Source organism: Salinactinospora qingdaonensis, assembly GCF_039539445.1.
GTDB lineage: Bacteria > Actinomycetota > Actinomycetes > Streptosporangiales > Streptosporangiaceae > Salinactinospora > Salinactinospora qingdaonensis.
This window is the reverse complement of the sequence record NZ_BAABDD010000002.1, coordinates 33,009-59,528: the sequence shown is the minus strand read 5'-3', so window position 1 is coordinate 59,528 and position 26,520 is coordinate 33,009. Positions and strand designations below refer to the sequence as shown.

21 protein-coding genes are annotated in these 26,520 nt (G+C 68.0%); 9 read left to right on the top strand and 12 right to left on the bottom strand.

Annotated features, from left to right (window positions below; genetic code table 11):
- Nucleotides 1–1,011 precede the first annotated feature (1,011 nt).
- From tkt to pgl, 6 genes are all read left to right on the top strand, one after another.
- Nucleotides 1,012–3,132, top strand: coding sequence for a transketolase (tkt, locus tag ABD848_RS02475; RefSeq protein WP_344966827.1), 2,121 nt, complete (start codon nucleotides 1,012–1,014; stop codon nucleotides 3,130–3,132).
- Between the two features lie 194 nt (nucleotides 3,133–3,326).
- Entirely contained in the window at nucleotides 3,327–4,430 is a 1,104-nt protein-coding gene (gene tal / locus ABD848_RS02470; RefSeq protein ID WP_344966825.1) for a transaldolase, read from the top strand.
- A 179-nt stretch (nucleotides 4,431–4,609) separates the two neighbouring features.
- Nucleotides 4,610–6,256, top strand: coding sequence for a glucose-6-phosphate isomerase (locus ABD848_RS02465; RefSeq protein ID WP_344966823.1), 1,647 nt, complete (start codon nucleotides 4,610–4,612; stop codon nucleotides 6,254–6,256).
- A gap of 137 nt (nucleotides 6,257–6,393) precedes the next feature.
- Entirely contained in the window at nucleotides 6,394–7,923 is a 1,530-nt protein-coding gene (gene zwf, locus ABD848_RS02460; RefSeq protein WP_344967302.1) for a glucose-6-phosphate dehydrogenase, read from the top strand.
- 156 nt (nucleotides 7,924–8,079) lie between these two features.
- Complete coding sequence (locus tag ABD848_RS02455; RefSeq protein WP_344966821.1) at nucleotides 8,080–9,015, top strand: glucose-6-phosphate dehydrogenase assembly protein OpcA; 936 nt, start codon at nucleotides 8,080–8,082, stop codon at nucleotides 9,013–9,015.
- Nucleotides 9,012–9,788 (top strand): 6-phosphogluconolactonase, encoded by a 777-nt coding sequence (gene pgl, locus ABD848_RS02450; RefSeq protein ID WP_344966819.1) that lies wholly within the window; start codon nucleotides 9,012–9,014, stop codon nucleotides 9,786–9,788. Before ABD848_RS02455 ends, pgl begins: the two co-directional genes overlap by 4 nt.
- An 87-nt stretch (nucleotides 9,789–9,875) precedes the next feature.
- Here pgl and ABD848_RS02445 read toward each other — a convergent pair whose 3' ends face one another.
- On the bottom strand, nucleotides 9,876–12,128 hold the full coding sequence (locus tag ABD848_RS02445) for a rhamnogalacturonan lyase family protein (RefSeq protein ID WP_344966817.1): 2,253 nt from the start codon (nucleotides 12,126–12,128) through the stop codon (nucleotides 9,876–9,878).
- Nucleotides 12,129–12,765: 637 nt separating this feature from the next.
- Between ABD848_RS02445 and ABD848_RS02440 the strand changes: the two genes are divergently transcribed.
- The gene (locus ABD848_RS02440; protein ID WP_344966815.1) at nucleotides 12,766–13,050 is read left to right on the top strand and encodes a TFIIB-type zinc ribbon-containing protein; all 285 of its coding nucleotides are present in this window, start codon (nucleotides 12,766–12,768) and stop codon (nucleotides 13,048–13,050) included.
- A gap of 555 nt (nucleotides 13,051–13,605) precedes the next feature.
- On the opposite strand, the gene ABD848_RS02435 is transcribed toward ABD848_RS02440, so the two are convergent.
- Nucleotides 13,606–14,280, bottom strand: a complete 675-nt coding sequence (locus ABD848_RS02435) for a haloacid dehalogenase type II (RefSeq protein ID WP_344966813.1) — start codon at nucleotides 14,278–14,280, stop codon at nucleotides 13,606–13,608.
- Between the two features lie 85 nt (nucleotides 14,281–14,365).
- Here ABD848_RS02435 and ABD848_RS02430 point away from each other — a divergent pair, with 85 nt between their 5' ends.
- Nucleotides 14,366–14,959: a TetR/AcrR family transcriptional regulator gene (locus ABD848_RS02430; RefSeq protein WP_344966811.1), complete on the top strand. Its 594-nt coding sequence runs from the start codon at nucleotides 14,366–14,368 to the stop codon at nucleotides 14,957–14,959.
- Between the two features lie 628 nt (nucleotides 14,960–15,587).
- Here the strand turns inward: ABD848_RS02430 and ABD848_RS02425 are convergent.
- Together ABD848_RS02425 and ABD848_RS02420 are read right to left on the bottom strand one after the other, a co-directional pair.
- Entirely contained in the window at nucleotides 15,588–17,180 is a 1,593-nt protein-coding gene (locus ABD848_RS02425; RefSeq protein ID WP_344966809.1) for an alkaline phosphatase D family protein, read from the bottom strand.
- Between the two features lie 202 nt (nucleotides 17,181–17,382).
- Nucleotides 17,383–17,841, bottom strand: coding sequence for a DoxX family protein (locus tag ABD848_RS02420; RefSeq protein WP_344966807.1), 459 nt, complete (start codon nucleotides 17,839–17,841; stop codon nucleotides 17,383–17,385).
- A 502-nt stretch (nucleotides 17,842–18,343) separates the two neighbouring features.
- On the opposite strand from ABD848_RS02420, the gene ABD848_RS02415 reads away from it, so the two are divergent.
- Nucleotides 18,344–18,628 carry a hypothetical protein gene (locus tag ABD848_RS02415; RefSeq protein ID WP_344967300.1) on the top strand — a complete coding sequence of 95 codons (285 nt, stop codon included), beginning with the start codon at nucleotides 18,344–18,346 and terminating at the stop codon, nucleotides 18,626–18,628.
- Nucleotides 18,629–18,921: 293 nt separating this feature from the next.
- Here ABD848_RS02415 and ABD848_RS02410 read toward each other — a convergent pair whose 3' ends face one another.
- The 8 genes from ABD848_RS02410 to gap form a co-directional block, all read right to left on the bottom strand.
- Nucleotides 18,922–20,034, bottom strand: coding sequence for a GNAT family N-acetyltransferase (locus ABD848_RS02410; RefSeq protein WP_344966805.1), 1,113 nt, complete (start codon nucleotides 20,032–20,034; stop codon nucleotides 18,922–18,924).
- 297 nt (nucleotides 20,035–20,331) lie between these two features.
- On the bottom strand, nucleotides 20,332–20,991 hold the full coding sequence (locus ABD848_RS02405) for an alpha/beta hydrolase (RefSeq protein WP_344966803.1): 660 nt from the start codon (nucleotides 20,989–20,991) through the stop codon (nucleotides 20,332–20,334).
- Nucleotides 20,978–21,958, bottom strand: coding sequence for a ring-cleaving dioxygenase (locus tag ABD848_RS02400; protein ID WP_344966801.1), 981 nt, complete (start codon nucleotides 21,956–21,958; stop codon nucleotides 20,978–20,980). The genes ABD848_RS02405 and ABD848_RS02400 overlap by 14 nt, the downstream gene beginning before the upstream one ends.
- Before the next feature lie 367 nt (nucleotides 21,959–22,325).
- Nucleotides 22,326–22,688, bottom strand: a complete 363-nt coding sequence (locus tag ABD848_RS02395) for an RNA polymerase-binding protein RbpA (RefSeq protein ID WP_344966799.1) — start codon at nucleotides 22,686–22,688, stop codon at nucleotides 22,326–22,328.
- A 64-nt stretch (nucleotides 22,689–22,752) separates the two neighbouring features.
- Nucleotides 22,753–22,989, bottom strand: coding sequence for a preprotein translocase subunit SecG (secG, locus tag ABD848_RS02390; protein ID WP_344966797.1), 237 nt, complete (start codon nucleotides 22,987–22,989; stop codon nucleotides 22,753–22,755).
- A gap of 320 nt (nucleotides 22,990–23,309) precedes the next feature.
- Nucleotides 23,310–24,095: a triose-phosphate isomerase gene (gene tpiA, locus ABD848_RS02385; protein WP_344966794.1), complete on the bottom strand. Its 786-nt coding sequence runs from the start codon at nucleotides 24,093–24,095 to the stop codon at nucleotides 23,310–23,312.
- A 9-nt stretch (nucleotides 24,096–24,104) separates the two neighbouring features.
- A complete protein-coding gene (locus ABD848_RS02380; protein WP_344966792.1) occupies nucleotides 24,105–25,292 on the bottom strand; it encodes a phosphoglycerate kinase in 1,188 nt (395 codons plus the stop codon).
- A gap of 97 nt (nucleotides 25,293–25,389) precedes the next feature.
- Nucleotides 25,390–26,400 (bottom strand): type I glyceraldehyde-3-phosphate dehydrogenase, encoded by a 1,011-nt coding sequence (gene gap / locus ABD848_RS02375; protein WP_344966790.1) that lies wholly within the window; start codon nucleotides 26,398–26,400, stop codon nucleotides 25,390–25,392.
- Between the last annotated feature and the right edge of the window lie 120 nt (nucleotides 26,401–26,520).

Here is a 26,520-nt window from a genome sequence, read left to right as displayed (position 1 = left end):
CCCGTTCAACGACATACTGTAGTACTTGCCCGGCCCACCTCAGCGTGGGGCTCCCCCATTGTCGTGGCCGGCCAAGGCAGTGGCGGCGAGCGAGCCGTGTCCAGGCGCGGCGTGGGACCGTTACCAAGCAGCGGCCCCGCCACCCGAGGCTCCTCTCCCCCGCACCACGGTTGGAGCGTGTCGCTGCCCGGAGACCGGGTGGGTGAGAAGCGCACCCGCGGCGCAACGGCCCGGGGCCAGGGGCTCGCGAGGCGGACGGCGTGGCCGCCGGGCCGCCCCCGCGGTTGCCGCCGGCCCCAGGGAAAGGCCGCGTGCACAGAACAGACTGGGATGTTTTCAACGGGCGGCGGGGATGGGCGATGGGTGACGGTGGACGCATGCGTCCACCGTCACCCATCGGGCTGCCGAGATCGCGCAGCGATCGAGGCACGAGCGAACGGCGAACACCCCTCCAGCCCTAGCCGTCCGCAGACCAGAATCTAAAGCTGGCCTGCGGAAAGGACCAGGCCCTGTTAACCCGCGTTATCCACACCCGCTTCTCGGGCTATAGCGGCGCGAACACCGCCCCCGTGGGGCAACGAGGCCCATCCGCCGGCCATGCGCCACCACCAAGCCGGGCAACACCCTCTTTCCGGAAAACGCGATCCAAACTTCCGGAAAAGAGGTATAGCTCACGCTTGCCCGATCGACCTGGTCAGGCCGCGCGCGAAGCCGACGCTCCGAGATGAGGTATGCCGGGTATTCTGGCCGGCCACGTCAAAACGATAGGCTCACAGGAGGCCACTACTGCCGTGGTCATCGTCCAAAGGTACGCATAACCCCATCGCGTGTCTTTTCCCAACAGCCACCGCCTGGGGCGGCGGGCGCGGCAGGTGGATAGGCGTGCCGTTGGCCACCGCCATCGGGGCGCCATTCGGTCAGGACGATGCGATCTCGCTGTGACCCCATAACACCAGATCCAGACGGCGACGCCCGTCAGGTATGGATGCGCGAAAGGAGCCCTGAGCCCGCGTGAACATCGACACCTCGACTTCCCTGGAGTGGTCGGAGACGGACCGCCGCGCCGTGGATGTGGCCCGCGCCCTCGCGATGGACGCGGTCGAGGAGGCGGGCTCCGGCCACCCCGGTACCGCCATGAGCCTCGCCCCGGCCGCTTACCTGCTGTTCCAAAAGATCATGCGCCACGACCCGAACGCGCCGCAGTGGGAGGGCCGCGACCGCTTCGTGCTCTCGTGCGGGCATTCGAGTCTGACGCTCTACATCCAACTCTTCCTCGCCGGCTACGGGCTGAGCCTGGACGAGCTGAAGCGGCTGCGCCAGTGGGACAGCCTCACCCCCGGCCACCCCGAGTACGGCCACACCGCCGGTGTGGAGACCACGACCGGCCCGCTTGGGCAGGGGTTGGGCAACGCGGTGGGCATGGCCATGGCCGCCCGCCGGGAGCGCGGCCTGTTCGATCCGGACGCGGCCACGGGCGAAAGCCCCTTCGACCACTTCATCTACGCCATGTGCTCCGACGGCGACGTGCAGGAGGGCATCTCGCACGAGGTGAGCGCGCTGGCGGGGACCCACGAGCTGGGTAACCTCATCGTCCTCTACGACGACAACCACATCTCCATCGAAGACGACACCGCGATCGCCTTCTCCGAGGATGTCGGCGCCCGCTACGAGGCCTACGGGTGGCACGTCCAAGAGATCGACTGGACCGACGGCGGCGCCTACAAGGAAGACGTCGAGGCGCTCTACGACGCCGTCATCGCCGCTCAGGCCGAAACGGGGCGTCCCTCGCTCATCAGGCTGCGCACGATCATCGGCTGGCCGGCCCCCAACAAGCAAAACACCGGCGCCGCCCACGGGGCCGCGCTGGGTGCCGAGGAGGTCGCCGCGACCAAGCAGGTGCTGGGGCTGGACCCCCAAGCGCGCTTCGACGTGCCCGAGGACGTGCTCACCCACACCCGTGGAGCCGTCGAGCGTGGCCGAGAGATGCACGCGGCCTGGGAGCAACTGCTGGACTCCTGGCGCGGCGGTGCGGGCGAGCGCGCCGAACTGTTCGACCGGCTGTCGTCGGGCAAGCTGCCTGAGGACTGGGAGCAGGCGCTGCCCACCTTCGAGGCCAGTGAGAAGGGCGTCGCGACCCGCAAGGCCTCGGGGGAGATCCTGACCGCGATGGCTTCGGTGCTGCCCGAGGTGTGGGGTGGCTCGGCCGACCTGGCCGGCTCCAACAACACCACTCCCAAGGGCGAGCCCTCGTTCCTGCCGCAGGAGCGCTCCACCAAGCAGTTCTCCGGCCACAAGTACGGCCGGGTGATGCACTTCGGCGTGCGCGAGCACGGGATGGGGGCGATCCTCAACGGCATCGCGCTGCACGGGCCCACCCGCCCCTACGGCGGCACGTTCCTGGTGTTCAGCGACTACATGCGTCCGGCGGTCCGGTTGGCCGCGCTCATGCGGCTACCCGTCACCTACGTGTGGACCCACGACTCCATCGGTTTGGGGGAGGACGGCCCCACCCACCAGCCCATCGAGCACCTGTGGGCGTTGCGGGCCATCCCCGGCCTGGATGTGATCCGCCCCGCTGACGCCAATGAGACCGCTGTCGTCTGGCGCACCCTCATCCACAACGACGACCGTCCGGCAGCGTTGGCACTGACCCGCCAAAACGTGCCCACGCTGGACCGCCAGACCTACGCATCGGCCGAAGGCGCCTCCCGGGGCGGCTACGTGCTGGCCGAGGCCAGCACCTCGACACCGACGGCCATCATCATCGCCACGGGCAGCGAGGTCGCCATCGCGCTGTCCGCCCGCGAGCAACTGGAGGCCGAGGGCACCCCCACGCGCGTGGTGTCGATGCCCAGTGTCGAGTGGTTCGCCGCACAGGAGGAGTCCTACCGGCACAGCGTGCTGCCGCCCGCGGTGCGCGCCCGGGTGTCGGTGGAGGCCGGCGTTGCCCTGGGGTGGCGCGAGTTCGTCGGCGACGCCGGAGAGTCGGTGAGCCTGGAGCACTTCGGCGCCTCGGCGCCCTACCAGACGTTGTACGAGAAGTTCGGCATCACGCCCGACCACGTAGTGAGCGCGGTGCGCGCGAGTATCGCGCGAGCCGGCGGCGAGCAGTCAACAACCTCGGAAAGCTGACCGGTCAGGCAAAGGGTCCTCCACCAGGGCGCGGAGGGCCCTTTCGCTCGTCGGGGGCGAGGCGCATCGCGGGGCTGGCGGTGCCCGCCGGCGGCAGAGCGGGGTTTCGCCCTCTGTGTGCGCGGCAGTGACTATGGAGGAGAGTGCGCGGCCGGCTCCTGGTATCGACGACAACGAGGAGATGACGAAACACCATGGTGAACCCGCTGAAGAAGCTCTCCGACGAAGGTGTGGCCGTCTGGATCGACGACATCAGCCGCGAGGCGCTGCGTAGGGGCGAACTCGCCGAGATGATCCGTGACCGCCACGTCGTCGGGGTGACCTCCAACCCCACGATTTTCGAGAAGGCCCTCAAGGAGGGCGAGGCCTACGACGCCCAGGTACGCGACCTCAGACGACGAGGAGTCTCGGTGGAGGAGGCCGCGCGGGCCATCACCACCTACGACATCCGGTGGGGCGCCGACGTGCTGCGAGACGTCTACGAGGCCACCGGTGGGCGCGACGGCCGGATCTCGCTGGAGGTCGACCCGCGCCTGGCCCGCGACACCGAGCGCACCATCGCCGAGGCTCGTGCGCTGTGGTGGCTGGTGGATCGGCCGAATCTGTTCATCAAGATCCCCGCGACCGTGGAGGGGCTGCCGGCGATCACTGCGGCGCTGGCCGAGGGCATCAGCGTCAACGTCACGCTGATCTTTTCGTTGGAGCGCTACCGCGCGGTCATGGACGCTTTCCTCGCCGGGTTGGAGCAGGCCCGCGACAACGGGCACGACCTGAGCACGATCGCCTCCGTGGCCTCCTTCTTCGTCAGCCGGGTCGACACCGAGATCGACAAGCGGCTGGAGAAGATCGGCACCGACGAGGCCAAGGAGCTGCGCGGGCGCGCCGCGATCGCCAACGCCCGCCTGGCCTACGCCGCTTTCGAGGAGGTTGTGGCCACCGAGCGCTGGCGCTCCCTGGAGCGCTCCGGCGCCCAGGTGCAGCGGCCCTTGTGGGCCTCTACGGGCGTCAAAGACCCCTCTTATGACGACACCCGCTACGTGACCGGCCTGGTGGCGCCCGACACCGTCAACACGATGCCCGGCGCCACGCTGGCCGCGGTGGCCGACCACGGCGAAATCACCGGCGACACGGTGCGCGGCAGCTACGAGCAAGCGCGCGCTGACCTGGCCGCGCTGGCCGAGGTCGGGATCGACTACGACGACGTGGTGGCGGTCCTGGAGGACGAGGGCGTCGAGAAGTTCGAGAAATCTTGGGAAGGGCTGCTCTCCGGTGTCTCACAGCAGCTCGACGCTTCCTGAGCCGATATTGCGCCCAGCGGCGAGCGCCGGCTCGCCGATTCGGGTAGAAGAGGAACATGAGTGCCGGCCGGCACGCGCCATCGGCCGTGACAATGGGCCGGCGGGCAACGGTGCCCCTCCGGCGCGCCGTGCCGTCCGGCTTTCCATCACGGGTGCGAACCACGGAAGGATCAGCCGCTTTGAGCAGTGAGCAGGTAAACGCCGCGAACCTCACGGTCACGCTGCGTGCCACGGTAGGAGACGCCGTTAGTGCCGCGTTGCGGACGCTGCGAGGCGAGGGCGTGGCCGCGAAGCTGGCGGCCAAAGATGCGTCGCTGTGGGGGCCGCAGGCCCAATCCGAGGCGGCGATCCGGTTGGGATGGGTGGATCTGGCTCGCTCCTCGCGCGAGCTGCTTCCCGAGATCGAGCGCATCGTCGCGCGGAAACGGGCGGCCGGCCTCGATCACGTCGTGCTGGCGGGCATGGGCGGCTCCTCACTGGCGCCCGAGGTCATCGTAGCCAGCCGTGGCGGGGAACTGACCACGCTCGACACCACCGACCCGCACCAGGTGCGCCGGGCCATGGCCGACCGTTTGGACCGCACCGTGCTCGTGGTCTCTTCCAAGAGCGGTACCACGGTCGAGACCGACAGCCACCGCCGCGCCTATGAGCAGGCGTTCCGCGAGGCCGGCATTGACCCGGCCGACCGGGTGGTGGTGGTCACCGACCCCGGTTCCCCGTTGGCCGATCTGGCGGCCGAGCACGGCTACCCCACGGTGCTGGCCGACCCCAACGTCGGTGGCCGCTACAGCGCGCTCACCGCGTTCGGGCTGGTTCCCAGCGCCCTTGCCGGAGTCGACGTGGCGGCGCTGCTGGACGAGGCCGCGGCGCTGAGCGAAACGCTGGCCGGTGACTCCGACAACCCCGCGCTCGAATTGGGCGCGGCGTTGGGAGGGTTCAGCGGTCACGACAAGATCGTGCTCGCCGGGGAGACGCCGGTGGGCATGGGTGACTGGATCGAACAGCTCGTGGCCGAGTCCACCGGAAAGGAGGGCACGGGGCTGCTGCCGGTCGTGGTCGAAAGCGCCGAGGCCGCTGGTTTCGCGCCGGGACCCGACGCCCACCTCGTGGCCTTCGACGAGAACGCCACCCCCGACGTGCCGCTGGCCGACACGTTGGTCGCCGGCCCGCTGGGCGCGCAGTTCCTGGCGTGGGAGTACGCGACCGCCGTTGCGGGCCGACTGCTGGGGATCAACCCGTTCGACCAGCCCAACGTCCAAGAGTCCAAGGACAACACTAAGGCGCTGCTTGAAAAGTCGCTGGCGGCCGGAGACAGCGACGACCCGCTGGCGGGCGGCGCGCCCCTGCTGGTCGACGGGGCGGTCGAGGTGCACTGCGCCGACGCCGCACTGTTCGCCGACGCCAAAGACCTCACCGAGGTGCTGCAACGGCTGGTGCGCGCGGTTCCCGAAGCCGGCTACCTGGCGGTCATGGCCTACCTGGACCGCTATGGGGACGCCTCGGCGGCGGCGCTGCGGCCGATGTTGGCGTCACTGACCCCCTGCCCGGTCACGTTCGGCTGGGGACCGCGGTTCTTGCACTCCACCGGCCAGTACCACAAGGGAGGGCCGGCCAACGGCGTCTTCCTACAACTCACCGGCGAGGTCACCGAGGATCTCGATGTCCCCGGCCGGGCCTACTCCTTCGGACGGCTACAACTGGCCCAAGCCCTCGGCGACTTCGGCGCGCTCGGGGATCGCGGTCGCCCCGCGGTGCGGCTGCACCTGCGGGAGCGCTCCGCCGGCCTGGCACGGCTCCACGAGGCTCTGGAGCGCGTGGAGCCCTGACACCGCGCTCGTGCGGCCGGCGTCGTGACGGACGCGCCCCACCGTCGCCCCGCCTGGGCGGGGCGACGGTGTCCCTCCACCTATCGGCATAGGACTCACCGCGACGAAGCAGGGAGCACAACGTGAAAGAACCGGTGATGCCCGGGGCGGTGCCCAATCCGCTGCGCAACACGCTGGACCGGCGGCTGCCGCGCATCGCCGGCCCCAGCGTGCTCGTGCTGTTCGGGGTCACAGGCGATCTGGCCCGCAAGAAACTGCTGCCGGCTATCTACGACTTGGCCAACCGTGGCCTGCTGCCTCCCGGGTTCGGCCTGGTGGGGTTCGCGCGTCGGGAGTGGGAACACGAGGACTTCGCCCAAGTCGCCCACGACGCTGTGCGCGAGCACGCCCGGACGCCGTTCCGTGAGGACGTGTGGCGTCAGCTCAGTGAAGGGGTGCGCTTCGTTCCCGGCGAACTGGACGATGACGCGGCCTTCGACCGGCTCGCCGCGACCGTCCGCGACCTCGACGCCCAGCGCGGCACCGGCGGCAACTACGCCTTCTACCTTTCGCTGCCGCCCAAGCTGTTCCCGACCGTGGTTAAACAGCTCAAGCGCTCGGGGCTAGCCGAGTCCACCGAGGACGGTTGGCGACGTGTGGTCATCGAGAAGCCCTTCGGCCACGATCTGGAGAGCGCCCAGGAGCTCAACGCCGTCGTCGACGAAGTTTTTCCGCCCCAGTCGGTGTTTCGCATCGATCACTACCTGGGCAAGGAGACGGTGCAAAACACGATGGCGCTGCGGTTCGCCAACACCTTGTTCGAACCGCTGTGGAACCGCAGCTACGTCGACCACGTGCAGATCACGATGGCCGAGGACATCGGCGTGGGGGGAAGGGCCGGCTACTACGACGGCATCGGGGCCGCCCGCGACGTCATCCAAAACCACCTGCTGCAACTGCTGGCGCTCGTGGCGATGGAGGAACCGGTGTCGTTCAACGCCGACGCCATCCGCGCCGAGAAGGAGAAGGTGCTTTCCGCGGTGCGGCTGCCCTCCGATCTGGCCACCGGGACCGCCCGAGGCCAGTACGCGGCGGGGTGGCAAGGCGGCGCCGAGGTCGTGGGTTACCTGGAGGAGGACGGGATTCCCGCCGATTCCGACACCGAAACCTACGCCGCGGTGAAGCTGGAGGTCAACACCCGACGCTGGGCGGGAGTGCCGTTCTACCTGCGCACGGGCAAGCGGCTCGGGCGGCGGGTCACCGAGGTGGCGCTGGTGTTCCAACGGGCTCCGCACCAGGTGTTCAGCCAAACCGAGACCGAGGAGTTGGGGCAGAACGCACTGGTGCTGCGGATTCAACCCAACGAGGGCGTGACGCTGCGGTTCGGCTCCAAGGTGCCGGGAGCGGCCATGGAGGTGCGCGACGTGAGCATGGACTTCACCTACGCCCAGTCTTTCACCGAGTCCAGCCCGGAAGCCTACGAGCGGCTCATTCTCGACGTCCTCATCGGGGACCCACCGCTGTTCCCCCGGCAGGAGGAAGTGGAGCTGTCGTGGCGCATCCTCGACCCGATCGAGGAGTTCTGGGCCAAACAGGGGCAGCCCGAACAGTACGAGTCGGGCGGGTGGGGGCCGCAGTCGGCCCACGATCTGCTGGCGCGCGACGGTCGACAGTGGCGACGCCCGTGACCGCGAGCGCACCGTCCACCCGGCGCACCGGCCCCGGCAGGCGCGCCCATATCCGCCGGCGCCGCCCCGCGCGCCACGGCGAGTAGGCCCGGACCTCACGAAAGGAGGCGGGCGCGGTCCCGTCGCCGCGAACCGGCGGGAGCGCCCAACGATTCGATGACGCTGTACCTTCCGCGCACCACCACCTCCGAAATCACTGAAGCGTTGGCTGCCGAGCGCCACAGCATGGGCGGCGGCGCGATGAACATGGTCCTGACGTTGGTCATCGTCACCGACGAGGCCGACCACTACGACGCGGTGCGCGCCGCCACCGAAGCGGGCCACGAGCACCCTAGCCGGGTCCTGGTGCTCATCCGCCGTGACGCCGACGCCGAACCCAGCATCGACGCCGAGATCCGCAGCCCCGGAACCTCAGGGCCGGGCGAGGCGGTGCTGCTGCGCCTCTACGGGCCGCTGCGCGACCACCCCGACTCGGTCGTCACTCCTCTGCTGGCACCCGACGCGCCGGTCGTGGCGTGGTGGCCTGGCGTGGGGCCGACGAACCCGGCGGGCGATCCGGTGGGGCGGCTGGCCCAGCGCCGGATCACCGACGCGCTACGTGCCGCGGACCCGGTGCGTGACCTGCTCGCACGGATCTCGCACTACCGGCCGGGCGATACCGACCTCACCTGGACCCGGCTCACGCCATGGCGCTCGCTTTTGGCCTCGACCATGGACCAGCCGTGCGGATGGGTGAGCGCGGCCGAGGTCACCGCCGAACCCTACTACCCCAGCGCCGACCTGCTCGTAGCCTGGCTGTCGGAACAGTTGGAGGTACCCGTGGAGCGGCGCGAGTCCAACGGTCCCGGCATCACCAGCGCCACACTCGTCACCGAAGGGGGCGACATCACCATCAACCGTCTCGACGGACGGGTGGCCACCCTCTCGCGGCCGGACCGGCCCAGCCAGGCCGTGGCGCTGGCGCGGCGGCGCGCCAGCGAAGCGCTGTCGGAGGAGTTGGGCCGCCTCGACCCAGACCAGATCTACGAGAGCACCGCCAAGCACATGGGCACGCTGCTCAAGCAGGCGAACCAAGCGGGAGTAGGGGGTTGAGCGCCCCCGCCGTGGTGGTCCACCGCGACGCCGACCTGCTGGCCAAGGCAACAGCGGCGCGCGTGATCACCACCCTCGTCGACGCCCAGGCCGCCCGAGGCCACGCCGCGATCGCGCTCACCGGTGGCACGATCGGCATCGCGGTGCTGGACCAGGTGCGCCGCGAGCCCGCCCGCGACGCGGTCGACTGGCGGCGCCTGGACGTGTGGTGGGGCGACGAGCGTTTCCTGCCCAGCGGAGACCGCGAACGCAACGAGACCCAGGCACGCGAGGCGCTCCTGGACCACCTGGAGCTCGACCCGGCGCGGGTGCACCCGATGCCCGCCGCCGACAGCGCCGCCGACACTCCCGAACAGGGTGCCCACCGCTACGCCGAAGAACTGCGGGCGGCAGCCGAACGCGCGGGCGCCCCGACGACGCCGGCCCTGGACCTGGTGTTGCTGGGGGTGGGACCCGACGCCCATGTGGCCTCGCTGTTTCCCCAAGCACCGGCGCTGGCCGAGACTGAACGCACGGTGGTGGCGGTGCACGGATCGCCGAAACCTCCGCCGACGCGCGTGACACTGACCGTGCCCGCCATCAAGGCGGCGCGCGAGGTGTGGTTGCTGGCTTCCGGCACGGCCAAGGCCGAAGCGGTGGGGCTGGCGCTGCGCGACTCCGGCTCAGCAGGGGCGCCCGCGGCGCGGGCACGGGGCCGCTCGCGGACGCTGTTCCTGCTCGACGAAGCGGCAGCGGGACAGGTGCCGAGCGAGCTGCCCCCGGCGCGAGACTGACTCGGACCGTGGGGTGTCGGCCGCTGGCCGGCACCCCACGGCGTTGCTGGTGTTGGCTCGGGGCCGTACGGCCCCGAGGAGCGGCGATCAGGGAGTGTAGACCTCGGGCCAGGTCGGGGCCGCCATGCCGTCACCGAGGAAGAAACTGGGGTGCGGCGGCTGGTTGTAGGCGGTGTTCTGCCAGGCGATGGCCACCCGGTACTGGGTGTCGTGCATCAGGGTGGGCAGTCGCATGTCGGTGGTGATCGGGGTGGCGTAGATGCGCAGCGCCCGGTTGTCGCTGGTGCGCCACATGACTTCCTCACGCCAGTCTCCGAGGATGTCGCCGCTCAAGGACGGCGTGGCCTTGGTGCCGTTGTTGGAGGCCACCCCCGATCCGGTGAGCAGTCGAGTTTCCCCGCCAGGACCGTACTTGTCGATGCGGGTCTGGTCGAGCAGCTCGCGCACGGGGTCACCGTCCCACCAGCTCAGGAAGTTCGTCGAGGAGGGCTGGCGGCCGATGTCGTTGCCTTGGCCGTCGAACAGACCGCTGATGCCGCCGCCGGCGGCCCAGAATTCCGCTCCGGGGTTGTCGGCCCAGATGTCGGCGGCTACGCCGCGCCCGGGCCCCTCTTCGCCACTGTTGGTGGGCTTGCGCCACAGCGTGGTACCGGTGGCGGCGTCGTCGAGGTGTGCCCCGGCGCTGCCGCCATGGCGTTCTTGGATGTTGAAGACCTCCAGCCCGGACCGGTCGGGGAGGAAGTCACTCACGTGCAGCGCGTCGCCGTGGCCGTAGCCAGTGCTCCACAGCCCACTGCCGTCGTGGTCGACGGCCATCGCCCCGTAGATGACTTCGTCACGGCCGTCGTTGTCGGCGTCGGCGATGCTCAACTGGTGGTTGCCCTGCCCGGCCCACTGCGAGCCGGCCTCGTCGCTGTCGAAGGCCCAACGCTGGGTGAGCTGGCCGTCGCGCCAGTCGTAGGCCACGATCACCGAGCGCGTGTAGTAGCCGCGGGCCATGATCAGGCTGGGCCGGGTGCCGTCCAGGTAGGCGACGCCGGCCAGGAACCGGTCGACACGGTTGCCGTAATCGTCGCCCCAGGCCGAGACGTCACCGCGGGGCGGATGGTAGTCGACAGTGCTCAGCTCAGCGCCGGTCTGGCCGTCGAAGACGGTGAGAAACTCCGGTCCGTCCAGGACATAGCCCCCGCTGTTGCGGTAGTCGGCGCCGGCGTCGCCGATGACGGTGCCGGTGCCGTCGACGGTGCCGTCAGCCGTCTTCATCGCCACCTCGGATCGGCCGTCGCCGTCGAGGTCGTAGACCATGAACTGGGTGTAGTGGGCACCGGAGCGGATGTTGCGGCCCAGGTCGATGCGCCATAGCCGGGTGCCGTCCAGCTCGTAGGCGTCGACGATGGTGGGGCCGGTGTAGCCGGACTGGGAGTTGTCCTTGGCGTTGGTGGGTTGCCACTTCAGCACGATCTCGTAGCTGCCGTCCCCGTCGAGGTCTCCGACACTGGCGTCGTTGGCCTCGTAGCTGTAACTGTCATCGGGGGTGCTGCCACCGGCCGGGATATCGAGGGGCACATCCAGGTAGCCGTTGCTGAACGCCAGCGAGGACTCCGAGGCGCTCTGCTCAGTGCCGTCCACGACGGGGCGTACCGTGTAGCTGGCCCCGGCGGAGGCCCCCTGATCCAGGTAGGAGGTGACGTCGGTAAGCGGCGTGGAGTTGAGGCGGGTGCCGTCGCGGTAGACGTTGAATGCGACGTCTTGGGGGTCGGTGGCCAGCAGCCGCCAGCTCACCAGGTTGGCGTCACCGGTGCGGACGCTGATCAGTCCGCGTCCCAACTCCTCGACCTGGCGCCCGTCTCCGCTGCCGCCGTCGTCTCCACCGTCATCTCCACCGTCGTCGCCGTCGTCGCCGCCGTCGGTGGTGCCGTCGCAGGTGGTGCCGTTGAGGGTGAAGCTGGTGGGGGCGGTGTTGGTGCCGGTGTGGGTGGCTTGGAACCCGAAGGTGACGGTGGCGTCGGTGGCGATGGTGGCGTTGTAGGAGACGTTGCTGACGCTGACGCTAGAGCCGGACTGACTGGTCTGGCCGTTCCAGGTGTTGGTGATCTGCTGGCCGTTGGAGAACTCCCAGTCGAGGCTCCAGCCGTCGATGGGATCGCCCAGGTTGGTGACCTCGACATTGGCGGTGAAGCCGGAGTTCCACTGGTTGACCGAGTAGTCGACTTCGCAACCGGTGGCCGCGGCGGCAGGGGCGGCCACGCTCAGTAGGGAGCCACCAAGCACTACAGCGGCAGTGATGGCCGGCGCGGGTCTCTCCCCTGCACGGCGGGGAGTATGGGGGGTTGTTTTCATGCTCCTCACTCCTCGCCCCGCTCGGAGGAGGCGGCGTGCGCCTGAATCGAAGCGGGGCAATTGTGCGGGTGGTCGTCGCGACGCGCGGGGACGGGAAACCGTCCCGCCGCGTCGCGGGGGGATAACGACAGCGCACCGGAAACGCAATTGGGAGCGCTCCCAATGTGGTGCACGCCACAAAAGGTAACACGGACGACACAGCGACAACAGAGGGTGAAATAAAACGATTCATAATCCCCGGTGGGACGCCCCGCCACCGTGGGGCTGACATGGGTGAGCGGCTACATGCAGCCGCTCCTCCGCGAGCCACCGGACGAGCGTGGGCAGCGCTGACCGCGCCGCTCACTGACGCGAAGAGACGACACCGGCCAGGCGCCGAAGCGGGGACACGCGGTGGTAGCACCTGACGGTGCGCTCCAGTGTGGCACGGTCGACGCCGCTTCGACGCCCCCTGGCCGCCAGAAAAGGCGAACGTTTTTGCCGGTTGTGGCCCGTAGCCCGCGCCGTGCCGCTTCCCCACCCGTTGCCTTGGGGAAGCCTCGGTGGGCTCGGAGAGCGGTCGCTGCGGCGGGCTATCAACGGAGGAATCCCGGTGAATCGGTGGAACCGACGGGGGCGCTGCGATATCCAAGTGGCCATGAGTGATGTGAAGTGCCCCAAATGCCCTGGCACGCTGGCGCGACAGAATCTGGTCGGCGTCACTATCGACCAGTGCGACTCCTGCCGAGGGATCTTTCTCGACCGCGGTGAACTGGAGGAACTGCTGGAAGCCGAGCACCGCTGGAGCCGTGGCCACAAGACCGAGTACACCGGCGGCCGGCGCCGCCGCGCAACCGATGAGGAGGACGCCTACGAATCGACCGACTACCACGGGGAACGACGTCGTAGGCAGGCCAGCTTCCTCGCCGAAATCTTCGACTAGCCCGGGCGGGTTCCGGTGATACCGGCCGGGACGCTGTCTTGACTCTCGACCAGCGCTGTAACGACGGGGGACGACGCTGTGGCGATGCACGGCAGGAAACCAGGTGGCCGCCCCCTCCTCGCAACCTGGTCGAAGGAATTTTCCGACTTCCTCGACCGATTCGACCGCGGCTTTCCTGGCGGGTAAATCCCGCCGCCAAGCCGACTTCTCCCCGCACGGACTGACTCAGCGAACTGGAACGCAGGAGCGGGTGGAGCCTGGCTGAAACCACCGGCGAGAACAGCCCCGGTACCTACTCGACTTCTAAGCCTGGGACACCGATGGTCTGGGCGAGGGCACCCGCGCCTCCGCCCAGACCATCGCGACGCCCAGCGCGCACACTCATCTCCGACGACACAGAACTCCTCGGGACGGGCGCGAAATTGGCCGGGGCGCCCGCCAGTACTTCGCAACCGTCCCGCCCACGATTCTTCGCAGACTCTGGGAAGAGAACCTTGTCAACTTCACCCGAGCCCTGAAGGGCCGGGTTCCTTGCTGGATCGTGTCGAAGGGACCTCAGTCGGAGGAGAGTCGCACCAGGGCTTCGGCAACCTCGACAAGATCGGAGCCGCTCACGTCCGGTGCTGTGAAGACGTCCCCGTAGCGACCTTCCAACCGCTCACACCAACCAGCGAGACAGCCGGCACGTTTGGCTCCATGGCAGTCCCAGGCGTGCACCGCGACCAGCGCCATGTTGTCCGGTGACGTCCCGAGTTCGTTGGCAGCCACGCGGTAGATGGACGGCGCGGGTTTCCAGGTACCGGCCTGCTCCGCAGTGACCACGTGATCCACGTAGCGCGCCAGTCCCGCCTGTTCCAGAAACCGTGCCGTGTTCTCCACGCTGCCGACGGTCAAGCACCCAACCCGCAGCCCGGCTTCGGACAACCGGCGCAACGCCGGTTCGGCATCGGGGTAGGCCGGCAGATGGCCGAACCCCTCCAATACGTAGTCGATGTCGTTCTCGGTGGCGGTGTGCTCGGTGTCGGTGCGTAACGCTTGTCTTGCCACCGACTCGAACGTCCCGAAATCCCCGCTGAGGGTCAGGGCCATCGAGTCGCGTTGAAAGCGCATGAACCACGGCTGCAACAGATGCGCGGGTTGGCCGATCCTCTCCAGACGCGCGCGGAGCGGCTCCAGATTCAGCAGAGTTTCGAGCACATCGAAGGCGACGGCGTGCGGGCGAGCAGTCACGAGAGCCCCCTGTGTTGGCGATTCAGCTTCCGAACGATACTGTACATACCGGTTTGTATGGCACCAATACCGGGAGGAAACAACGGTGGCGGCAGCACAGCAGCCGAAGGCCGAAAGCGGACTCTCGGCAGCGGATCGCATCCTGGCCACTGCTTCGATGCTGTTCTACGAGCGGGGAATCCGAGCGACGGGGGTCAACACGATCGCCGAGCGAGCCGCGGTTACGAAGGTCACTCTCTACGCCCACTTCGGTTCCAAAGACGGACTGGTGGCAGCGCACCTGCGCGCCCGTAACCAAAGGTGGTGGAGCGAGTTCGGCGAATTCCTCGCCGAGTGTGTCACCACCGAGGAACGCCTGAAAGCGATGTTCGACGCCTACCAAGCCTGGACGTTGGCGGGTGGGTTCCGCGGGTGCGGCTTCGTCAACGCCTCCACCGAGCTCACCGCCCCCGACCATCCCGGCCACGCCATCATCAGCGACCACAAGGAAGGTGTCCGGCGTTACCTCGAAGCCTTCGCCACCGAAGCCGGATGCCTGCGTCCGGCGGATGTGGCCGAGGAATGGTTCCTCTTGCTGGAAGGAGCCATGGTGACCGCGTCTCTACGGCACAGCACCGCCCCTCTTGACCACGCTCGCCAAGCCGCCCTCCGCTTGCTGCCGACCGTGCCCCCGGAATAGCCATCGCGTGCTGTCATGTACCGAGATGGTTGGGACTCGGCGCTTTTTTTGGGAGGTGCTTCTATGGGTTTGTCAAGCCGGGGGGTGGGCTGTGCCTGGAGGGTTTGCCGTTGGCTCGTGCCTCGATCGCTGCGCGATCTCAGCAGCCCGGGGCGGGCTGTGCCTGAGGTGGCACGGGTACCACGACAGGGGCTGGGGCCGACGTGGAGCCACCACCGCGACAAGGCAGGCGGAGGCCGGGGCCGACGCCGTAACCGGGCAGACGGGAACGAGACCACCACCACAACCGGGCAGACGGGAGCGGGGTCGACGCCGTGACGAGGCAACCAGGAGGCGAGCACCACGACAAGGCAGACGGGGCGGCTCGGCGGGTTCCGGCGTGTTCTCAGCCACCACCCCACCGGCATACCCCCCACCAGCAGCACCCGGCACAACAGCGGTGCGTCAAAGACACAGCGCCCCCGTCAAAGCTGCCGAGATCGCGAAGCGATCGAGGCACGAGCGACGAAAAACCCCGCACGCTCTCCCCAGACCGAAGCCACACCCCGCCACATTGCCCCCGGGGGGCGCCATCGGTCACAGCAGCGTCCCGGCCGGTGCTCCCGGCCCCGCCTTCGTTCTCCGTTGCTCACCCGCGTTGCAGTCCCGGTCGACCGGCCTCGGTGACGAACCTAGCGGCCGTGGTGACTGTTCCACGGTCGTCGGCCTCCACGTGGTCGACCGTCATAAACTCCGCCTGCGCCTGCTCGTGGGTCAGGGTGAGCCGCACGTAGCCACGGCGGGCCGCGTAGAAGTCGACGTGGTCGTTACTCAACCAAATGGGGGCGTAACGATCGGTCTCGGCGCCGTCGCCATCGGAGGAGATCGACGTCGTGACCACTTCGGTACCGATCGTGGCCGAGTCGGGATCGGCGAAGTCGGCTTTGAGATCGATCGCGGCGTGGCGGTGGATGTCGCCGGTGAGCACCAGCGGGTTGGCGACCTCATGGCGGGTGAGGGTGTCGAACAGCCGCCGCCGGTTGGCGGTGAAGCCGTCCCACTGGTCCATGCTGTAGCTGGTGCCGGCACCGGTGTCACGGTCGATTCGAGCCATCACCACCTGCTGGGCGAGCACGTTCCACGTCGCGCTGCTGTCGCGTAGGCCGCTGTAGAGCCACTGTTCCTGCTCACGGCCGAGGATGCTACGGCTGGGATCGGTGTGTTGCCCCCCGGGTTCGCCACCGTCGGCCGGTACGGGGTCTCGGTATTGGCGGGTGTCGAGCACATTGATCTGGGCAAGGCGGCCAAAGCTCAACCGCCGGTAAAGGCGCATGTCGGGGCCTGCGGGCAGGAGCCGTTTCCCCACAGGCTGGTTTTCGTACCAGGCTCGGTAGGCGGCGGCGCGCCGACGCGCGAATTCCTCGGCACTGGCACCGTAGCGGGAGTCACGGTCGGCGTAGTTGTTCTCGACCTCGTGATCGTCGGTGGTCACGATCCAGGGGGCGTGGGCGTGCGCGCGCCGCAGGTGGGGATCGCTCTTAGCGAGCGCATAGCGCAGCCGGTACTGCGCCAGCGTCTCAGCGGGCACCGCATAAGCGGCTCCCGGCAGGCCGACGCCCTGGCGCCACAGATTGTCGTCGGTGATGGCGTTCTCGTAGATGTAGTCACCGAGGAAAAGCACGGCGTCCAGATCCTGCTCCGCGAGATCGCGGTAGGCGGTGTAGTGGCCGTGGTACCAGGCTTGGCACGAGGCCATGGCCAAGCGCAACCTGTCGACGGTGCCCTGGTGCGGGGGTGCGGTCTTGGTGCGACCCACGGGGCTGAGCTGGGTGCCGACGCGGAACCGGTAGAAGTATTCGCGCCCCGGTTGGAGACCAGTGACCTCCGGGTGGACCGCGTGGGCGAGCTCGGGCGACGCTACGGCGGCACCGCGGCGTACTGTATCGGTGAACCGCTCGTCGGTGGCGACCTCGTAGTGCACGGCATAGTCGCGCTCCGGCATCGCGGCACGACCGTCCTCGGCTCGTGGCTGGGGAGCGAGCCGGGTCCACAGGACGACGCTGTTGGGGGTGGGTTCGCCCGAGGCGACTCCCAGTTGGAACGGGTCGCTAGGGGCACGGGTGGTGGTGGGCGCGGCGTGGGCCGGGGTACCCGTGCCCAGGACGAAGGCGGCGGTACTGATGCCGGTGAGAGTGAGGAAAGTGCGTCGGTCAGGGGGCGAAAGACCGTCGTCACAAAGCATTCATCGCATCCATCCGCTGGGGAAACACGGCCGGCTCGATGGTCGGCGCCCCACTTTGAGAGCGAATGGCCAAGCGATGAGGTGAACGTGGCCACTGGCGGACGAGTTCGGTGACGCGCCCACCAGTGGGCCCATGGGTATGCCAGGGGTGTAACGAGGTTGGCGGGCGGCTGGCGAGACGGTAAACCGGCTCGCGGAGCTGTTAGGCGGCCGGAGCGGTCGAGGTAGGCGTCACCGATTGGCGGTGGGGCCGTCCCCAGGGGAGCAGCCGATCTACGGCGAGATCACCGCCGCGAAAGCCTAGCGCCAAGGCGGCGGCGCCCAGGACGAGTACCAACTCATAACCGCCCAGCAGCGGAGTTCCCAGGTGGGCGAAGAGGTAGGCGGCTGCCATCTGGGCGGCCAGCACGATCCCGACCACCGGCAGCGCAAAACCGATGAGCAGCGCGATACCGCCGCTGACCTCGACGAGGATCGCCACGACGGCGCTCACCTGGGGCAGGGGCACCCCCATGCCGGCGAATCCGCCGGCGGTACCGTCGATTCCAGCGGTCAGCTTCTGCCCGCCGTGGGCGATGAAGACGGCGCCCACGGCGATGCGGGCGATGAGCGTGGCGACGTTCGCTGTCACGCTGATGGCGGGGGAACCCGGTTGGGACATGGTGGCTGTCTCCTTGGTGGATGGGAGGAACACGACGGAACACCGAAAAAATAATCCAGCAAGTATCTTATTAGAAAGAGAAATCGTGTCTCGTCCTCCCGGCGAACACGTACCACTGGCCACACTCGCCTACAGCGACGTCGGCGAGCGGCAACGCCCCTCTCCCCCGCCGGGCGTCGCGCACCACGTCGCGACCGAGTACATTCTGTGCCTTGACCCACGCGCGATAGGCTTTCCCTTCTGCCGGATGCGCCCCCGTGCCACAGGGAAAGGACGCCAAATTCGCGGCCTTTCCGGCGCGAGAACACGTTCTATACTCCGCTAAGCTCGTAATATCGCCCCGTGCCAGCTAGCCGGCCCAACCGAGGCGCTTCCCTCCGTCCCGCACGATGAACGGTATGCCGCCGCATACCGGAAATCGCATAGCACGGAACCCCACTTCGAACGCGTGTATGATTCACTCGCGAGTACCTGTAACGACTACCGAAGGGATGCCACCGCCGTGGTCACCGAGGTCTTCACGCGCAAGTATTGCGATCTGCACGCCGTCAGCGATGAGAAGGTCGAGGCGACCGAGGTCATCCAGTTCGCGTGGGACGGCGCTCTCCGCGAGATCGACGCATGCAGCGAGTGCAGGAAAGAGTACGACGCCCGGTTCGAGCCGGTGGTCGATCAGTCCCGCCCGGTGAAGAAGCGCCGCACCACCAAGTCCAAGAGCCAGGACGAATCCACAAAGACCGCCGACAATTCACAGCAATCCGAGCAGGAGGAGTCGGCGGAGGGCTGACGGGCTCCGCGCGATCACCTCGGTCGTAGCGGCGGGGCCGCACCTAGCGGCCCCGCCTCCCCTCTACCACGAGGTGCACCCGAGAGCCGTCCCAGGGCCGCAGCGGCCAGTGGTACGTGGCTACCGTACGCTTTCCAGACCGCCCAGGGTGGAATGACCGGCTGATCCACACGTGAGAGCAGGCGCCGAAGCGCGGCAGGACGTACTACGTCCCCGCGCCGCCGACAGCGCAGGGACGTAAGAACACTATGGTAGGCTGGCCCGCCCCCCTTTTTGCTGGGTCGGCCTACCCCCTACCAGGCGGGGGCTCCGGACAACGGCATACCCGGCGCTCCCGTTTGGGACAGCAGCGTCATCAGGCGCCCAGGGCGACGTTCGGGCACGGTGCCCCCGATGGGCAGGCGTGCTTGAACCACACCGTCCTTGGGCGGACGCACGGTCGCCCCCAACCGCCGCATGACCCGTTGCATCGGAGCATTGTCGGGCACGGTCTCGGCCCGCACCTCGGCCAACCCCCAGTCAGCGGCGATAGCAGTGAGCACCCGTGCCATGCAGGTGCCGATCCCCTGGCCCTGCCAGGCATCCTCCACCAGAAAGGCGATCTCGCCGACGCCGGGGTCGAGGGTGTACATCAGGTGCGCCAACGCCACCGGAGCGTCGCCGCGCATCGGCCAGGCCGCCAGAGTCAACCCATGTTCGGGGTCGCAGAAGACACCGAGCGTTCGAGGACTGAGCTCACGAACGGTCGAGAAGTAACGGCGATGCACAGTCTCGGCTGAACAGCGCTTGTGCAGTCGCTGAAGAGACTCGGCGTCGGCGGAGCCGACCTGGCGCACGGAAAGTTCGAGGCTGTGGTGGGTGGTGACTAGACCATCGGTGGGCGCGGGCCCCGTGGGCGGCATAACCGAACGCACCAGGGCGTCGGCACGCGCTGACTCGGTCCAGGTGAAGGGCCGGTCGGGACGGCGTACCCGGACAGCGCGCATCGGTCCCACGGGGACGAGCATCGTGCTCTCGGGCTCTTCGGGGAACTCGGGAGTGGCACCGAGCCCTGACCAACTGGCCGAATCGGCGTGCAGCAGCTCCCGCAGGGCTTCGGGAAGGCGGTTGGGTTCACTGCGCAACCGCGTGGTCAGCAGGAGCGCGCGGGTGAGATCGTCACCGAGCTCGCGGGGCGCGGCGGGAACGGCCACAACGTCGCCGTCGCGACTGCGGTTGTCGAGTTCGGCCACAGCGCAGCGGTGATCCCCAGGGAAGTCGACGACGAACTCGTCGACGACCCCTACAGCATCGGTGTGGATGGACAGCCCCAGAATGTTTCCACCGTGCTCAGCGAGAACGCCGACGACCTCGGCCAACCGGCCCGGCCGGTCCTCCACAGCGGTTCGGATACGCCAGAGTGCCATGTCCCCCCCTCCAGGAATCATGTGATTCGCCCCAGCTTGGTGGTGCTCCGCACTTTGCGTATTTCTCTCGTCATCGTGCCGCTCAGACATTTCCGGGATGCTACGCGGCGGTTAGAAGTGGACTATCATCCTGGCGCGTCCGTTACCGTCCGGTGTTGGGGGCAAGCAGGTCGACGGGCGCCTGCTTGTCGAGCCGCGAAACGCAGGCATTCTGGCCCGAGCGTGGGACGGACACGCACGGGGTGGGCGACAAGGACCGTGCGTGCGATCCAAGGCGCCGTGGACACCTACCGTGGGCTAGGTGGCGGGTGCCGACACGAGTTGCGCCAGCCATGTCCGCGCAGCGGTGAGCACGTCGGGCGGCAGCGTATGGCCGCCGGGGTGCTGGGCGAACTGGGTGTGTGCCCCACGCCGGCTGAGCTGGTCGGCCAGAAGCCGCGCTTGATCGATGGGTGTGATGGGATCAGCGGTCCCCGCCGCTATGAACACCGAGGCCGCGGAGAGATCGACGTGCTCGGGTTCGCGTCCCTGGAGCGGGGCGGCTGCGGCGAACAAGGCTGCGCCGCGCAACAGTTCTGGGTGCAACAGCAGCAGGGCGGCAGCGATGTTGGCGCCGTTGGAAAATCCCACGGCGATCAGCCGGTCGCGATTCATGCCGTAGTGCTCGGTGGCCGCGGCAACGAAACCGGCGAGTTCGTGGGCCCGAGCAACCACGTCGTCGACGTCGAACACGCCTTCGCGCAATCGACGGAACCAGCGGTTGGCGCCGTTCTCGTCGACTCTGCCGCGCGGGGACAACAGGGCCGCTCCCGGGGCGAGAGCGTGGCCGAGATCGAGCAGGTCACGCTCGTCAGCCCCGGTACCGTGGAGCAGCAGTAGGGTGGGCGCCTGTGCCGTGTCGGCCGGTACTGCCACGTGCTCCCACTGCTGCCAGTCGCGAGACTTAGGTGCGTTCATGTTCGTCTCCCAACCGAACGGCCGGCAGGGCACGCTCGATGTGGTCACGGCTGGGCTCCAGCCACGGCGGTAGTTTGAGCGACCGCCCGAGCTGGAGCAAGGGCTCGTCGTAGTCGAACCCGGGCCCGTCGGTGGCGATCTCCAATAGCACGCCGCCAGGTTCGCGGAAGTAGATGGACGTGAAGTAGGAGCGATCGCGCACCTCGGTGACCGAGACCCCCTCGTCGACAAGGGCACCGCGCCAGGCCACCTGCGCCTGAGCATCGGGGGCGCGGTAGGCGACGTGGTGCACCGTGCCTGCGGCCACCAGTCCCCGCGGTGCCGCGCGGTCGGCGACGACGTCGACGATGCTGCCCACACCGGCCCCGGAATCGCCGGGCGTGGCAGTGCGGAAGCGGTAGCGACCGCCGTCCTCAGCGTCGAGGGTGAAACCAAGGTTTCCCGAGAGCATCCGCGCCGTGTGCTCGTAGTCGTGTTCGGTGAGTGTGACCGAGCGTATCCCCCGGATGGCGTGCTCGACGGGAACCGTGCCGCCGTCCCAAGGCTCGGTGTCGTGGTAGTCGGCACTGGCCACGAGTTCGATGATCAGACCATCGGGATCGCGCAGCGACAGTACGTCCTCCGCAAGGCGTTCGGCGGGCCGGGTTGCCTCGACGCCCATGGCGGAGAGGTGGCGGTGCCACCACCCCAGCGAGCCCTCGGGCACGGAGAACGCGGTAACGGTGGCCTGTCCAGCGCCGATGCGCCCCTTGGGGGCGTCCGGCCAGGGGAAGAACGTCAGAATCGTGCCCGGGGTGCCGGCCCGGTCGCCGTAGTAGAAGTGGTAGGTGTCGGGAGCGTCGAAGTTGACGGTCTGCTTGACCAGCCGCATGCCCAGCGCATGGCGATAGAAGTCGGCGTTGGCCTGCGGGTCGCTTGCGATGGCCGTCACATGGTGAATGCCGGTAGGGCGTACGTTCGTGGTCATTGGGTCGCCTCCTTGGAATGACCGTCCGCACCCTACCAAACTGTTTAAGATTCAACTATATTCCGCGAGTTCTCCCCACCCGCTAGCAGCGCCGCCCCATCAGCAGAGCACTCGGGAGCGGCGCGCGGGCGCGAGCGAGCAGCCACCTCACGACCATTCGAGAAACTACGGTGCGAACTAAAATCATCACTCTTCGTGTTTCCTATGCCCAGGTCAGGGCCTCGGTACTCTCGGTAGCCACGGTGAACGCTAACGCACCTCTACTGGCCGTTGCGACGGACGGCGGCAACGGCCTGGGAGACAACAAAAACGCCCGCCGATCCTGGCGGGCGTTGGTCATGGTGGGCGCGCTGAACGGAAAACCGGCTCAGTTGTCCATCGCGGCCTCAATCGCTGCGCGGTCGGCGCGCAGCTTGGCTAGAGCCTCATCGAGAATGGCCTGACCGTCGGCATCGCTGCGCCGTTCCTTCACATAGGCCAGGTGCGTCTTGTACGGCTCGGTACGCGGCGGCGCCGGAGGGTTATCGGGGTCCTTGCCGGCGGGAAACCCACAGCGCGGACAATCCCATTCCTCGGGAACCTGGGCCTCCGAGGCGAAGCTGGCAAACACTTCGTGCCTGTTGGCGCAGTAGAACGGAACCCGGACGCGCGGCGCCGATTCGCCGCGTTCAGCCTCGCCCATCGGACCGGCGCCCACGCGGCTGCCACGTATGGCACTGCCACCACCCACGAAACACTCCTTCGGAGAACATGCCCCGATGAGGGGAGAAAACCTGCTAGGCGAGCTCGAAAGGCTACGCGCCCCGGTTGATCAGGAGACCCAGTCCGACCACGCCGACGATCCACAGCAGGCCCGTAATGATGGTCAACCGGTCAAGGTTGCGCTCGACAACAGACGAGCCGCCGAGGGAAGAGGTGACACCACCGCCGAAGAGATCGGAGAGGCCGCCGCCCTTGCCCTTGTGGAGCAGCACCAGAAGGATCAGCAGCACGCTGAGTAGCATCAGGACGATGGAAAGACCGAGGATCACACGCTCACCCGTACTTCAACCCCGGCGAGGGGGACATGGACTACCTGAGGCCCTGCCACGTTCGCGCCGTCTACTTCCGACGCCGCTGGTCGTGAGCAACGGACCGGGGACATTTCTCAATTTTACCGCCTGGCACGGTAGCGCAGTACGACCATCACGAAAAACCGCGTCCGTGGGCGGCCTTCCGGGCAGTGTAGCGCTTTCGGAAGGTTATGGGGGGCACGGCGACGATTCCTCTGGCACGATTTGGTGCCCGGCCCATCTACCGTGTGATCCGGGTTCGCGTTCGCTGCGGACGCGAACCCGGATCGCAACAGACGTTAGCCCTGCTCGCGGAAACGAGCCAGCTTGACGAACTCATCGGCCTTGAGGCTGGCGCCGCCCACGAGAGCACCGTCGACATCGCTCTTGGCCATGATGCCGGCGATGTTGTCGCTCTTGACCGAACCACCGTAGAGAATCCGCGTCTGCTGTGCGGTCTCTGCCGAGTACAGCTCGCCGAGACGCTCGCGCAGCGCCGCGCAGACCTCCTGGGCGTCGTCGGGAGTGGCCACCTCACCGGTACCGATGGCCCACACCGGCTCATAGGCGACGACGAGACGACGGGCCTGCTCCTCGGGGACCTCGCTCAGCGCGCCGTCAAGTTGAGCCACAGTGTGGGCGACCTGGTTGCCGGCCTTGCGCACGTCGAGACCCTCGCCCAGGCACAGAATCGGGGTGATGTCGCTGGCGAAGGCCGCCTTGACCTTGGCGTTGACGGTGGCGTCGTCCTCGCCGTGGTGTTCACGGCGCTCGGAGTGCCCGGCCAGGGCATAGGAGCAGCCCAGCTTGGCGAGCATGGGCCCGGAAATCTCTCCGGTGTAGGCACCGCTCTCGTGTGGGGAGATGTCCTGGGCACCGTAGCCGATCTTGAGCTTGTCGCCCTCGACGAGGGTCTGCACGCTGCGCAGGCTGGTGAACGGCGGCAGCACAGCGATCTCGGCCGCTTCAAAATCGTCGTCGGTAAGGGAAAACGCGATCTGCTGAACGAGGCGAATGGCCTCCAAATGCGTGTTGTTCAGCTTCCAGTTTCCCGCGATCAGCGGCGTGCGCTTGGCGTTGGCCATGTCGGTTTCCTACTTCTCCAGTGCCGCGATTCCGGGCAGAGTCTTGCCTTCCAGGTACTCCAGGCTGGCGCCGCCACCCGTGGAGATGTGGCCGAAGGCGTTCTCATCGAAACCGAGCGCGCGCACAGCCGCCGCGGAGTCGCCGCCGCCGACCACGGTGAAGGCGCGGGAGTCGATGAGTGCTTGGGCCAGCGCGCGAGTACCGCCGGAGAACGCCTCCATTTCGAAGACGCCCATGGGGCCGTTCCAAAAGACGGTCCTGGTGTCGGCCAGCTTGGTGGCGAACAGTTCGCGCGTAGCCGGGCCGATGTCGAGGCCCATCCGCTCGGCCGGGATCGCCTCAACCGGCACCGGGGCGTGCTCGGCGTCGGGAGCGAACTTCTCGGCGGCGATGATGTCGACGGGGAGCACGATCTCGACTCCCTGCCGCTCGGCCTGAGCGAGGTATTCCTTGACCGTGTCGATCTGCTCGGTCTCCAGCAGGCTGGCCCCCACCTCGTAGCCCTTGGCCTTGAGGAAGGTGTAGGCCATGCCGCCGCCGATGATGAGCCGGTTGGCGGTGCCCAACAGGTTGGCGATGACATCGAGCTTGTCGGAAACCTTGGCGCCGCCGAGTACGACCGCGTACGGGCGCTCCGGGTGCTGGGTGAGTCGACGCAACACGTCGACCTCGGTGAAGACCAGCCCACCGGCAGCGTGGGGCAGGCGCTCAGGCAGGTCGTAGACACTGGCGTGCTTGCGGTGGACCGCGCCGAACCCGTCGCCGACGTAGAGGTCGGCAAGCTGGGCGAGCCGGTCGGCGAACTCGCCGCGCTCAGCGTCGTCCTTGCTGGTCTCCCCCGGCTCGAAGCGCAGGTTCTCCACCAGTGCGACCTCGCCGTCGGACAGCCCGGCGCTGAGGGCACGAGCGGATTCGCCGGCGGTGTCGGTGGCAAAGCCCACCTCGACGCCGAGCAACTCACCGAGCCGGCGGGCGACGGGCCGCAGCGAGAATTCCGGAGCCACCTGGCCCTTAGGGCGCCCCAGGTGCGCCCCCACGACCACGCGGGCGCCGCGCTGGCGCAGCTTGTCGATAGTGGGCAGGCTGGCCCGGATACGGCCGTCGTCGGTGATGCTCTCACCGTCGAGAGGCACGTTCAGATCGGCCCGGACGAAGACGCGCTTCCCAGCGACGTCGAGATCCTCGATCGTCCGCATGCTGACGTCCCTTTCTGGGAGTAGCTGGTACATGGACAGTGACGCCGTCCCCGGCCAACGGGGACGGCGTCACCGGTGGCTGCTCGTCGCAGATGCCTCAGAGGCGGGAGCCGACCAGCTTGACCAGGTCGACGATGCGGTTGGAGTAACCCCACTCGTTGTCGTACCAGCCGATGACCTTGATCTGGTTGCCGAAGGTCATGGTCAGACTGGAGTCGAAAGTGCACGAGGGCTGGGTCCCGACGATGTCAGAGGAGACGATCGGGTCCTCGGTGTAGTGCAGGTAGCCCTTGAGCGGGCCCTCGGCCGCGGCCTTGAACGCGGCGTTGACCTCCTCGCGGGTGACCTCACGCTCGACCTCGACCACGAGGTCGGTCACCGAGCCGTCGGGGACCGGCACGCGCATGGCCATGCCGTCGAGCTTGCCCTCCAGCTCAGGCACCACCAGGGAGGTGGCCTTGGCCGCGCCCGTGGAGGTGGGGATGATGTTCTGCGCCGCGGCGCGCGCCCGGCGCAGGTCCTTGTGCGGGAAGTCGAGGATGACCTGGTCGTTGGTGTATGCGTGCACCGTGGTCATCAGGCCCTTGACGAAGCCGAAGTTGTCCAGCACCGTCTTGGCCATCGGCGCCACACAGTTGGTGGTGCAGGAAGCGTTGGACAGCACGTGGTGCTTGGCCGGGTCGTACTGGTCGTCGTTGACGCCCATCACGACCGTGATGTCCTCACCCTTGGCCGGAGCGGAAATGACGACCTTCTTGGCCCCGGCTTCGATGTGCTTCTTGGCGTCCTCGGCCTTGGTGAAGCGACCGGTGGACTCCACGACAACGTCGACCCCCAGTTCACTCCACGGCAGGGCGGCGGGGTCGCGCTCGGCGAGGGTCTTGATGGAGGTGCCGCCGACGGTGATGCCGTCGTCGCTCACCTCGACCTCCCCTTCCAGGGTGCCGAGCACGGTGTCGTACTTGAGCAAGTGCGCGAGCGTGGCATTGTCGGTGAGGTCATTGACCGCGACGATCTCAACGTCGTTCCCCCCAGCGGCAGCCTGAACCGCGCGCCAGAAGTTACGGCCGATCCGACCGAAGCCGTTTACGCCTACACGGATGGTCACGGAAACCTTCTCCTCACGTCTTCGAGTGTCGCTGACGCAGTCCGACACGGCCGCGCCGAAACGGTTGAACATGCATATGAGGTCTCAGGACTGAGCCTATCGCCTGTGCCAACAGGCGAC